The sequence below is a fragment of the Shigella sonnei genome, from assembly GCF_002950395.1.
Classification (GTDB): Bacteria; Pseudomonadota; Gammaproteobacteria; order Enterobacterales; family Enterobacteriaceae; genus ECMA0423.
This window is the reverse complement of the sequence record NZ_CP026802.1, coordinates 3,948,698-3,960,843: the sequence shown is the minus strand read 5'-3', so window position 1 is coordinate 3,960,843 and position 12,146 is coordinate 3,948,698. Positions and strand designations below refer to the sequence as shown.

Genomic DNA, 12,146 nt, shown 5'->3' with positions numbered 1-12,146 from the left:
TACAGCCAGGTCTGGCGATTTATGACTTTACCAATCCGGATGCCTGCAAATGGTACGCCGACAAACTGAAAGGTCTGGTCGCGATGGGCGTTGATTGCTTTAAGACCGACTTTGGCGAACGTATCCCAACTGATGTTCAGTGGTTTGACGGTTCCGATCCGCAGAAAATGCATAACCATTATGCGTACATCTACAACGAACTGGTGTGGAACGTGCTCAAGGACACCGTTGGTGAGGAAGAAGCTGTCTTGTTTGCCCGCTCGGCCTCCGTCGGTGCGCAGAAATTCCCGGTACACTGGGGTGGCGATTGTTACGCTAACTACGAATCAATGGCGGAAAGCCTGCGCGGTGGTTTGTCTATTGGCCTTTCAGGTTTTGGCTTCTGGAGCCACGATATCGGCGGCTTTGAAAATACCGCGCCGGCACACGTTTACAAACGCTGGTGCGCGTTTGGTTTGCTCTCCAGCCATAGTCGTTTACATGGCAGCAAATCTTATCGTGTGCCGTGGGCCTACGATGATGAGTCCTGTGATGTGGTGCGCTTCTTCACGCAACTGAAATGCCGCATGATGCCGTATCTGTATCGTGAAGCTGCGCGTGCGAAAGCGCGGGGTACGCCGATGATGCGGGCCATGATGATGGAGTTCCCGGACGATCCGGCTTGTGATTACCTTGACCGTCAATACATGCTAGGCGACAACGTGATGGTTGCTCCGGTGTTCACTGAGGCGGGCGAGGTGCAGTTCTACTTGCCGGAAGGTCGCTGGACACACCTGTGGCACAACAATGAGCTCGACGGTAGTCGCTGGCATAAACAGCAGCACGGCTTCCTGAGTCTGCCCGTTTATGTGCGTGATAACACCCTATTGGCGCTGGGCAACAACGATCAACGTCCCGATTACGCGTGGCACGAAGGCACGGCATTCCATCTCTTTAATCTGCAAGACGGGCATGAAGCTGTATGTGAAGTGCCCGCTGCTGACGGTTCGGTGATCTTTACTCTAAAAGCAACACGTACTGGTAACACGATTACTGTGACTGGTGCGGGCGAGGCGAGGAACTGGACACTGTGCTTGCGCAATATTGTGAAAGTAAATGGTCTGCAAGGCGGTTCGCAGGCTGAAAGTGAGCAGGGGCTGGTGGTTACGCCTCAAGGGAATGCGCTGACAATTACGTTGTAATCTATTGAAGAATGCCGGGTACGTCTGAGTCGTACCCGGCGAGATTGATGTTTACTGCACCAGCTCTGCCGATGTAACTTCACCGCTGGAAACGACGCCCGCATTCATGGTTTGAGTCACTTGGTGCTTTGCGGCGTTCACGGCATGCAATTGCCCGCTAACCGTAGGTTTCAACGGGACATTGGCCTGAATATCGCCACTGGCGGTAAGCAGAATATTGCCGTCGCCAGTCAACGGTAATTCAGGCCATCCCCACTGTTGCAAAATATTCACCGGCACACCGCGTCCATTCAGGCTGATATGTGTCTGACGTTGTGGCGTTTGTGAAACACTGGCGGTGGCTTCCAGAATGCCTTTTTCAGTAAATGCACTCAGTTCGCTGATATTCACCGTGCTGCTGTTGGCGGTTAGCGCCAGCGACGGACGACGGACATCAACACGATTAAACGTCGCGGCGGCGGCATTCAGATTCGCCGAGCCACTCCAGACGCCCCATTTATGATCGGTAACCAGCGTCAGGTTGGCACCGTAACCATCGAGCGCGGTGAGCTGCCACGGGAAGTCAGGGTCGATATCAATGATCAGATTGCGGCTGGCGCTAAATCTCTTCAGTTGCAGGCTGTTTAACCAACCGGGTGTCGTTTCCATCCACAACTGTTGCCAGTTTTTCGGCAAGGTATATTCCAGTCCGGCAATTGCCGCATCATCAAGGATCAACGTTTTCCCGTCACGCAGCCAGTTCCCTGACGTTCTGACCATACCCCCTTCCCAGCGGCTGGTGAACTGGCGCAGCGCTACGCCCTGCGGAGAAAATTCCGCGTTTATAATCGGGTCAAATAAATGCAGCGAACCATAAATGAACTCGCTAGCGTTCATCGACAGTTTGCCTTCTTGTGTCTGCCAGTCATCTTTACTGAAGGTCATGTTGCGCAAGCTGAGATCGAGGTCGGTCACCGCCCAGTCCGGACCTTGCAAACGAGCATCGATCACTTCCAGGCGACCAATCTGCAACGACGGGACAGAGCGTAATGGCGCAAAGAAGTCGGTTAGCGATTTTTCGCTTTGTAGACGGATATCCGCCATGCGCAGGTTTTCCACTTGCCAGCTGCCGTCGGCGTTACGCTGCGCGTTTCCGGTTAATGTCCCGCGCGCGATGTCGGCACCCAGGTTAGTCAGCGTAACGCGATCGTTATCAATACTGCCTTCAATCAGTACATTGGTGGCAGGAACATCATTGAGCGAAAGCGATCCGGCACTAAACTGAATCTGCGCCTTCGTACCCAGCACTTTACCGGCTTCTGGTGACCACGGAACCACGCCGCCATTTACCCGCTGCGCGCTCAGTTTCCATTCGCTATTCGGGCTATTAAACGCCATATCACGCAGTTGCAGACGATCGGCTTTGAACGGTAGCGGCGCGGTCTGGTCGGTGAGATTCAGCGTCCCGTTTTCCAGCAGGATGGTATCGACATGGCGTGGTTCGGTCAGTTGCCGACTACTTAGCGCAATGTCGACACTTTTGGCCACCAGGGTCGCGGGCTGGCCATCACGACCAAACGTGACATTCTCCAGCACGATATGAGATGGCGCGGAAAAACGGTGAACCATCGCCCCGAAGGCCAGATGATAGTCGCTATTCTCGGAAACCCATGCGCTGATATGTTCTGCTCCCCAGCGGGTTTGCAGAAGAAAATAGAGGCCAGCGATCGCCACTAACAGAGCGATGAGAATGTAGAGAAGCAGCTTCCCAATAAATTTCATGGTCTTCCATCCCGTGAAATGCACATAAGGGAGTTATGCACGATTTACGCGCAATCCTCAAGGCGGGAATGGTTAAAGAGGTGAGACTGCGGCGGTAATTATCTTACCGCCGCCAGTGAATTACTGTTTTTCTGGTGGGAAAATCAGATTCAGCACGATGGCAGTAATACCGCCCGCGGCGATCCCGGAGGAGAGCAGGTTTTTCAGCCATTCAGGGGCAAACTGCAAAATCAGCGGCTGCTGAGACACGCCCAGACCAACCGCCAGCGACAGCGCGATAATCAGAATCGCCCGACGGTTCAGCGGCTCACGAGAAACGATACGCACACCGGAGGCGGCGATGGTGCCAAACATTACAAGCGTTGCGCCGCCCAGAACCGGTTCTGGAATGTGTTGTACAAAACCGCTCACTGCCGGGAACAGACCCAGCACGATCAACATCAGCGCGACGACAAAACCGACATAGCGGCTGGCAACACCGGTCAACTGGATCACTCCGTTGTTTTGCCCGAAGCAGGAGTTCGGGAAGGTGTTAAACACCGCCGAAACAAACGAGTTCAGGCCGTTTGCCAGCACGCCGCCTTTCAGGCGTTTCATGTACAGCGGACCGGACACTGGCTGTTCGGAAACGTCAGAGGTCGCCGTGATATCGCCAATGGTTTCCAGCGAAGTGATCATAAAGACCAGCATCAGCGGCAGCAGCAGACTCCATTCAATGCCAAGACCGTAATAGAGCGGCGTTGGCACCATAATCAGTTCTTGCGTCATCGGTTCGTTGCTTTCTGGCAACATGCCCATAAACCACGCCAGCGCATATCCGGCCGCCATCGCAATTACCAGTGAGGCCACGCGTAAGTAAGGGTTACGTTGACGGTTAAGCAGGATAATTAAGGCTAAAACCACGCCTGCCAGCAGCAGATTTTTCGGTGCGCCGAAGGTGTTATCGCTCATGGCTGCGTAACCGCCGCCAATGGAGGTCAGCCCCACCTGAATTAGCGACAGGCCGATAATCATCACCACAACGCCAGAAACCAGCGGCGTAATAATGCGGCGCGCCAGATGCAGAACGCGGGAGATCACCATCTCGGTGCAACTTGCCAGCATCAACGTGCCGAACAAAGCCGCCATCATGGTAGGAACATCAGCACCACCGGTTTTCAGCGCGGTACCGCCCATAATCAGCGGGGCAACAAAGTTGAAGCTGGTGCCCTGAATAGACAACAGCCCGGAGCCAACCGGACCCCAGGCCTTAATTTGAATAATCGATGCCACACCGGAGGCAAACAGCGACATACTAATAATGTGTTGCGTGTCTTGTGCCGGTAAACCCAGCGCCTGGCAGATTAATAGCGCTGGCGTGATCACCGCAACGAACATCGCCAGCAGATGCTGACAGGCGGCAAACAGGGTTTGAGGAAGCGGCGGACGATCTTCAAGACGGTAAATCAGTTCGCTGTTTTGAGTCTGCGCAACCGGTTGCGCATTTTCTGACTCGAGGGTGGAAACAGACATCGAAAACAATCCCGTGGTAGCAAAGCGGGCATTTTAGCTGACCGAAAGAGAAAAGCAAACGTTTGCCACATCCTCATCTAAATATTTAAATGAGATAAATGCACTTTTTTATATAACTTTTGGTATTTTTCTGCTTAAAATCCATGCCATTTGTTCATTAACAGCTGAGAATTTGACCCAGGAAAGCATAACTCGATACCCGTCATAGTTCATGAAGTTGCCACTGCGCGATGAAGTATGACGAGTATGAAAGAGTGATGCGGATACAAAGGAGTAACTATGTTTCATCTCGATACTTTAGCAACGCTTGTTGCCGCAACGCTGACGTTGCTGCTCGGGCGTAAGTTGGTCCATTCCGTCTCCTTTTTGAAGAAATACACCATACCGGAACCTGTTGCGGGTGGTTTGTTGGTGGCGCTGGCGCTACTAGTACTGAAAAAAAGCATGGGCTGGGAAGTCAACTTTGATATGTCCCTGCGCGATCCGTTAATGCTGGCTTTCTTCGCCACCATTGGCCTGAACGCCAACATTGCCAGTTTGCGTGCCGGTGGGCGTGTGGTTGGCATCTTCTTGATTGTGGTTGTTGGTCTGTTGGTGATGCAAAATGCCATTGGCATTGGTATGGCTAGCCTGTTAGGGCTTGATCCGCTGATGGGGCTGTTGGCCGGTTCTATTACGCTTTCCGGCGGTCACGGTACGGGCGCTGCGTGGAGTAAATTGTTCATTGAACGTTATGGCTTCACCAATGCGACGGAAGTGGCGATGGCCTGTGCAACGTTCGGTCTGGTGCTGGGCGGCTTGATTGGCGGTCCGGTGGCGCGCTATCTGGTGAAACACTCCACCACGCCGAACGGTATTCCGGATGACCAGGAAGTCCCGACGGCGTTTGAAAAGCCGGATGTGGGACGCATGATCACCTCGTTGGTGCTGATTGAAACTATCGCGCTGATTGCTATCTGCCTGACGGTGGGGAAAATTGTTGCGCAACTTTTGGCTGGCACTGCTTTTGAACTGCCGACCTTCGTCTGTGTACTGTTTGTTGGCGTGATTCTGAGCAACGGTCTGTCAATAATGGGCTTTTACCGCGTCTTTGAGCGTGCGGTATCCGTGCTGGGTAACGTAAGCTTGTCGTTGTTCCTGGCGATGGCGTTGATGGGGCTGAAACTGTGGGAGCTGGCTTCGCTGGCGCTGCCGATGCTGGCGATTCTGGTGGTACAGACCATCTTCATGGCGTTGTATGCCATCTTCGTTACCTGGCGCATGATGGGCAAAAACTACGATGCGGCAGTGCTGGCTGCAGGTCACTGTGGTTTTGGCCTCGGTGCAACGCCAACGGCAATCGCCAACATGCAGGCGATTACTGAACGCTTTGGCCCGTCGCACATGGCGTTTTTGGTGGTGCCGATGGTCGGTGCGTTCTTTATCGATATCGTCAATGCGCTGGTAATTAAGTTGTATTTGATGTTGCCGATTTTTGCCGGTTAACCGATGAAGCGGCGGTAGAAGTGCCGCCGCAACAAAGACAAATGCCTGATACGCTTCGCTTATCAAGCCTGCGTATTGATTCATAATTTATTGAATTTGTAGGGTGATGAATCGCATCCGGCAGGAAGGTAGGGTAACCTGAAATGGCGGTCTTCTCACTGCCGCCTTTTACGCATTCGAGTAACGTTCCGTCTCCGGCATCCAGCGTTCTATCAGGGCTTTTGCCTGTTGTGGGTAACGTTCGTGAATATGGCGTGCCAGGCGCTGAACTTCCGGGATCATCGCCTGATCGCGCAGTAAATCCGCCACTTTAAATTCAGCATTACCCGTCTGACGCGTGCCTAACAATTCGCCAGGGCCGCGAATCTCCAGATCTTTTTGCGCAATCACAAAACCGTCGTTACTGTCGCGCAGCACTTGCAGGCGAATTTGCGCCGTTTTAGAAAGCGGCGTTTTGTAGAGTAGCACGCAGTGAGAAGCCACCGCGCCACGACCTACGCGCCCGCGCAGCTGGTGTAACTGCGCCAGACCCAGACGCTCAGGGTTTTCGATAATCATCAGGCTGGCGTTAGGCACATCAACACCGACTTCAATAACGGTAGTGGCAACCAGCAGATGTAGCTCACCTTGTTTAAACGACGCCATCACCGCCTGTTTCTCGGCTGGTTTCATCCGCCCGTGTACCAGGCCAACATTCAATTCTGGTAGCGCCAGTTTCAACTCTTCCCAGGTAGCTTCCGCCGCCTGCGCTTCCAGTAACTCTGACTCTTCAATCAACGTACAAACCCAGTACGCCTGACGACCTTCAGTCATGCAGGCGTGGCGCACGCGGTCAATGATGTCGGTACGGCGAGTATCAGGAATAGCGACCGTAGTCACTGGCGTGCGGCCTGGCGGCAGTTCATCTATCACCGAGGTATCGAGATCGGCATACGCCGTCATTGCCAGCGTGCGGGGGATCGGCGTGGCGGTCATGATCAACTGATGCGGATGGAAGCCTTGCTGCTGGCCTTTCTCCCATAACGCCAGACGCTGATGCACGCCAAAGCGATGTTGTTCGTCGATAATCACCAGCGCCAGACCGTTAAACTGCACCTGTTCCTGGAAGATGGCGTGCGTACCAACAATCATCTGCACCTGACCGCTGGCGATGGCTTCCTGCTGAGACAGTCGCGCTTTGCCTTTCTGCTTACCGGCGAGCCAGCCCACTTCGATACCGAGCGGTTCAAACCAGTTGCGGAAGTTATTGGCGTGCTGTTCGGCGAGTAATTCGGTTGGTGCCATCAATGCCACCTGTTTGCCGTGGGCAATCGCACGCAGCGCGGCGAGGGCGGCGACCAGCGTTTTACCGGAACCTACATCGCCCTGTACCAGGCGCATCATCGGCACATCCAGCGCCATATCGCGCTCGATCTCCGCCACTACGCGTGCCTGTGCGCCCGTTGGCTTGAACGGTAAGGCTGCGAGGAGTTTATTTTTCAGCGCATCATTGGCGCTCAGCGGCTGGGCATGAAAACGCTGTGCTCCGGCACGTAAGGCTAACATGCTGAGGTTGTGCGCCAGCAGTTCTTCCAGAATCAGACGACGTTGCGCCGGATGCTGCCCGGTTTCCAGATCGCTAAGCTGTAGCGTCGGTGGCGGGCGGTGCAAAGTGCGCAACGCTTCCGGTAGCGTCATCATTCCTTGTGACAGTTCCGGCGGCAGGAGTTCTTCAATGGCGCAGGTGTCGAGCAGATCCAGCGCCTGGTCGGTTAATTTACGCAGCGTGGCCTGCTTTACGCCTTCCGTTGTTGGATAAACCGGCGTGAGCGTTTCCTGTAATTCTGGCGTGCTGAGATCGCCCTGCACGCGGTATTCCGGGTGGATCATCTCCGCACCATATTTACCGCGCTTTGCTTCGCCATAAGCCAGTACACGGCGGCCCGTCGCCAGGCTATTTTTCATTGCCGCGCTGAAATTGAAAAAGCGCATGGTGAGGATGCCGGAACCGTCGCTGATCTGGCAGGTCATCATCCGCCGACCGCCGAAGGAGATATTGCAGTTCAGCACTTCGCCTTCCACCGTGGCATAAACGCCCGGCAGTAGTTCTCCGATGGGGTAGAGATGGGTGCGATCTTCGTAGCGCAGGGGAAGGTGTAAGAGTAGATCCTGCACGGTATGCAGGTTGATTTTCGCCAGTTTGTTACTAAGTGCTGCGCCAACGCCCGTTAGGGAACTGAGTGGGACAGCATCTAACAGGCGACCTTTCATGGCACTTACCCTGCAGCCTGCATAGTAGCCCACCAGTCGGCATCAGCTTCGATCTCGCCTTGCTGATTGACGTGGGGATAAGGCAGGCCTTTGCGTTTTGCGACTTTCGCCAGCACCGGATAGCCGCCTTCAAACAACAGGCGTTGTTGCTCTGCTTCCGGCAACATGCTGTTTTCACGCAGGTACATGCCTGCATTTTGCCGCTGACGCTGGGCTTCGTAAAGAATGAGGGCTGAGGCAACGGAAACATTCAGCGACTGCACCATGCCGATCATCGGAATGATGATGTCCTGATCCGCCAGGGCCAATGCTTCCTGCGTGATGCCCGTTTTCTCCTGTCCCATCAAAATGCAGGTCGGGCGAGTGTAATCAATTTCGCGGAAATCGACAGCGTTATCAGAAAGATGGGTTGCCAGAATCTGCATGCCCTGGCCTTTCAGATGAGCGACGGCATCGCCAATGGTGCGGTGTGTTTTCACCTGTACCCAGCTGTTACTACCCGCCGCTGCCGAAGCCATGGTGCGCATGCGGCTACCAGGCCAGACGGCGTGAACTTCATGTACGCCAACGGCATCTGCGGTACGAATAATCGCAGAAACGTTATGAGGTTTGTGGACCTGCTCCATGCAGACGGTCAGATCAGGCTGCCGCCTGGCGAGCATTTCGCAGATGCGTGCATAACGTGTTGGGTTCATAAAACATTAATTTCGGTTTCGGGTGACTTTAATCACGTCTGGCATCACGCGGATTTTGCGCATGATATTCGCCAGATGCACACGGTCACGGGCGGTCAGACGAATAAAGGCGCTGTAGACGCGACCATCTTTCTCTTCCGTATTCAAACTTTGAATATTCGAAGTCGTGGTGTTAATTGCCGCCGTCAGGTTTGCCAGCGCGCCCTGATGATTGAACATCTCCACCTTGATTTCGGTGATGAACTCCTGCGCCGTCTCTTTATCCCATTCCACAGCCATAAACTTCTCTGGCTCTTTCTGGTAGCCACGGATATTACGGCAGGATTCATGGTGGATCACCAGACCTTTACCGGGGCTGACGTGGGCGATAATCGGGTCGCCAGGAATAGGGCGGCAGCATTTCGCAAAGGTGATCAGCACGCCATCGGCACCTTTAATGGGCAGATGTCCGTGGCTTTGGGTTGCCGGTGGAATGGAGGCGTCCCCATGTTGCAGATTTTTCGCGACCACCACGCTCATTGCGTTACCAAGTCCGATTTCTGCCAGCAGATCGTCAAGCGTTGCCAGCTTCATGCGATCCAGCTCGCGCTGAATATTTTCCTGCGGGATTTCATTCAGCTTACGGCTACCACCCAAAGCATGGTTGAGCAGACGACGGCCCAGGCTTACAGAATCATCACGCTTGAGGTTTTTCAGCAACTGACGAATTTTGGCGCGCGCTTTTGAGCTAACGACAAAGTTCAGCCACGCGGCATTCGGGCGAGCGCCCGGTGCGGTAATGATTTCAACGGTTTGACCGCTGGTAAGCGGCTGCGACAGCGGGTAAGGCTGGCGGTCAACGCGTGCGCCCACGCAGGCATGACCGATATCGGTATGCACTGCATAAGCGAAGTCGACGGGCGTTGCACCGGCAGGCAGCTCGACAATTCGCCCTTCCGGTGTGAAAACGTAAATCTCATCCGGGAAGAGATCGGATTTAACGCTCTCGATAAATTCAAACGAACTACCGGCGCTCTGTTGCAGCTCCAGCAGGCTTTGCATCCAGCGCTGGGCGCGGATTTGCGCGGTGGTGCTGGTTTCGCCGTGCTCTTTATAAGCCCAGTGCGCGGCAACACCCATCTCCGCCATCTGATCCATATCTTCAGTACGGATCTGGACCTCAACCGGCACACCGTGCGGGCCGATCATCGAGGTGTGCAAAGACTGATAGCCGTTCGCTTTTGGAATGGCGATGTAGTCTTTCACGCGACCCGGACGCGGCTTGTACAGGCTATGCATTTGCCCGAGCACGCGATAACAGGTGTCGGAATCATTGACGATCACGCGGAAAGCGTAGATGTCCATGATTGAGTGAAAACGCTGCTCTTTGAGCACCATTTTGCAGTAAATCGAATAAAGATGCTTTTCGCGACCACTGACGCGGCACGGTATTCCCGCTTCCTGCAAACGCCCTTCGATTTCAGAAAGAATCTTCTGGATCATCTCTTTACGGTTGCCGCGCGCGGCTTTCACCACTTCTTTGATTACGCGATAACGGTTGGGATACAGCGCCTCAAAACCCAGCTCTTCGAGTTCGGTTTTAATGTGGTGGATACCTAAACGGTGCGCCAGCGGGCTGTAAATTTCGAGAGTTTCACGGGCGATGCGGCGACGTTTGTCCGGGCGAAGTGAGCCCAGCGTGCGCATGTTGTGGGTACGGTCGGCAAGTTTGATGAGGATGACGCGGATATCCTGCACCATCGCCATAATCATCTTGCGAAAGTTTTCGGCCTGCGCCTCTTTCTTATCGCGGAACTTGAGTTTATCAAGTTTCGATACCCCCTCTACCAGCTCGGCGACGCTTTTACCAAAAAGCTGTTCCATATCCTGGTAGGTGGCGGGTGTATCTTCAATCACGTCATGCAGCAGCGCCGCCATCAGCGTTTCATAGTCGAGTTTCATCTCGGCCAGAATGCAGGCAACCGCTACCGGGTGCGTGATGTAGGGTTCACCGCTTGAACGTGTTTGCCCCTCGTGAGCATCACGTGCAACGAGATACGCCTGCCGCAGACGCTTGATTTGGTCTTCCGGCAGGTAGGTTTGAATCAGTTGATTCAGGCTTTCAAACAGATACAAGGGCGACCCGCTTTGTGATTAACGACGACCTTCAGCAATAGCGGTAACGGCTTGTAATTCAGCGGCTTCCTGCTCTTGCTGTTCCTGGCGTTCGCGAACGTCGAGGATCTGGTTGTTGATCAGACCTTCTTCGATTTCGCGCAGCGCGATTACAGTGGTTTTATCGTTTTCTTCCGGTACCAGCGGATCCTTTCCGCCTACCTGCATCTGACGAGCGCGACGCGCGGCGACCAGTACCAGGTCAAAACGGTTACCAATTTTCTCTACAGCGTCCTGAACAGTTACGCGTGCCATACTTAAAAAGCTCCACAGGTGAAGAAATGACTGGGCATGATACTGAAATCAGGTTCAGTCTGCCAACAATTTGCTGATTAAAGCGTCATGACGCTGCTTTTGGCGGCTCATGCGCAGACGTTCGGCGCGAATAATGGTCTTCAAATCGGTCAACGCGGTATCGAAGTCATCATTCACAATCAGATAATCATATTCGGCGTAATGGCTCATTTCTGCAACAGCTTGCGCCATACGCTTTGCAATGACCTCTTCGCTGTCCTGACCGCGACCGCGTAGACGGCGGTCCAGTTCAATTTTGGACGGCGGTAAAATAAAGATACTCCGCGCGTGCGGCATCTTCTGGCGAATTTGCTGCGCGCCCTGCCAGTCGATATCGAGAAAAACATCGACACCGGTCGCCAGTACTTGCTCAATGGCCTCACGCGAAGTGCCATAGTAATTACCAAAAACTTCTGCGTGTTCGAGGAACGCATCTCTGCTAATCATTTCTTTAAATTCATCATGATTAACAAAGAAATAATGTTCACCGTGGACTTCACCAGGACGCGGTTGGCGTGTGGTGTGTGAAACAGAAACCTGGGTGTCATACAACGGTTGGGTTTTTAATAAAGCCTGAATCAGGCTGGATTTACCCGCACCACTGGGGGCAGAAACAATATAAAGCGTGCCTTGAGCCATGAGTATCTTTCGTATGTGATTAGCGAAATAAAGCCTACATACGAGCTTATTATACACGGCGCGGCCATGTGACGTAGCCCTTGCTCACACTTTTTGCGCAAAGTTGTTGCGTTTTGCGTAGCTGCTTCCGCATTTGCCTGTCATTCATTGCAATAAAGACGATTTTCAGGAAGCG

Annotated in this window: 8 protein-coding genes and 1 pseudogene; 2 read left to right on the top strand and 7 right to left on the bottom strand. The window is 53.7% G+C overall.

From position 1 onward, the window contains the following. Positions 1-2: 2 nt before the first annotated feature. A pseudogene (yicI, locus tag C1P89_RS20450) lies at positions 3-1,181 on the top strand (alpha-xylosidase); the annotation flags it as partial. Positions 1,182-1,232: 51 nt separating this feature from the next. Here yicI and C1P89_RS20445 read toward each other — a convergent pair. Further along, positions 1,233-2,942: an AsmA family protein gene (locus C1P89_RS20445; RefSeq protein ID WP_151350962.1), complete on the bottom strand. Its 1,710-nt coding sequence runs from the start codon at positions 2,940-2,942 to the stop codon at positions 1,233-1,235. Positions 2,943-3,062: 120 nt separating this feature from the next. Further along, positions 3,063-4,454 carry a xanthine/proton symporter XanP gene (gene xanP, locus C1P89_RS20440; protein ID WP_001295238.1) on the bottom strand — a complete coding sequence of 464 codons (1,392 nt, stop codon included), beginning with the start codon at positions 4,452-4,454 and terminating at the stop codon, positions 3,063-3,065. A gap of 279 nt (positions 4,455-4,733) precedes the next feature. Between xanP and gltS the strand changes: the two genes are divergently transcribed. Continuing rightward, complete coding sequence (gene gltS, locus C1P89_RS20435; protein WP_000468833.1) at positions 4,734-5,939, top strand: sodium/glutamate symporter; 1,206 nt, start codon at positions 4,734-4,736, stop codon at positions 5,937-5,939. A gap of 168 nt (positions 5,940-6,107) precedes the next feature. On the opposite strand, the gene recG is transcribed toward gltS, so the two are convergent. From recG to gmk, 5 genes are read right to left on the bottom strand one after another with little or no spacing between them, the layout of a single operon-like run. Further along, positions 6,108-8,189, bottom strand: coding sequence for an ATP-dependent DNA helicase RecG (gene recG / locus C1P89_RS20430; protein ID WP_000678438.1), 2,082 nt, complete (start codon positions 8,187-8,189; stop codon positions 6,108-6,110). Between the two features lie 5 nt (positions 8,190-8,194). Further along, the gene (gene trmH, locus C1P89_RS20425) at positions 8,195-8,884 is read right to left on the bottom strand and encodes a tRNA (guanosine(18)-2'-O)-methyltransferase TrmH (RefSeq protein WP_001070177.1); all 690 of its coding nucleotides are present in this window, start codon (positions 8,882-8,884) and stop codon (positions 8,195-8,197) included. Between the two features lie 6 nt (positions 8,885-8,890). Next, positions 8,891-10,999, bottom strand: coding sequence for a bifunctional GTP diphosphokinase/guanosine-3',5'-bis pyrophosphate 3'-pyrophosphohydrolase (spoT, locus tag C1P89_RS20420; protein ID WP_000280488.1), 2,109 nt, complete (start codon positions 10,997-10,999; stop codon positions 8,891-8,893). A gap of 18 nt (positions 11,000-11,017) precedes the next feature. Then, on the bottom strand, positions 11,018-11,293 hold the full coding sequence (gene rpoZ / locus C1P89_RS20415) for a DNA-directed RNA polymerase subunit omega (RefSeq protein WP_000135058.1): 276 nt from the start codon (positions 11,291-11,293) through the stop codon (positions 11,018-11,020). A gap of 54 nt (positions 11,294-11,347) precedes the next feature. Next, positions 11,348-11,971, bottom strand: coding sequence for a guanylate kinase (gene gmk, locus C1P89_RS20410; protein ID WP_001295237.1), 624 nt, complete (start codon positions 11,969-11,971; stop codon positions 11,348-11,350). Between the last annotated feature and the right edge of the window lie 175 nt (positions 11,972-12,146).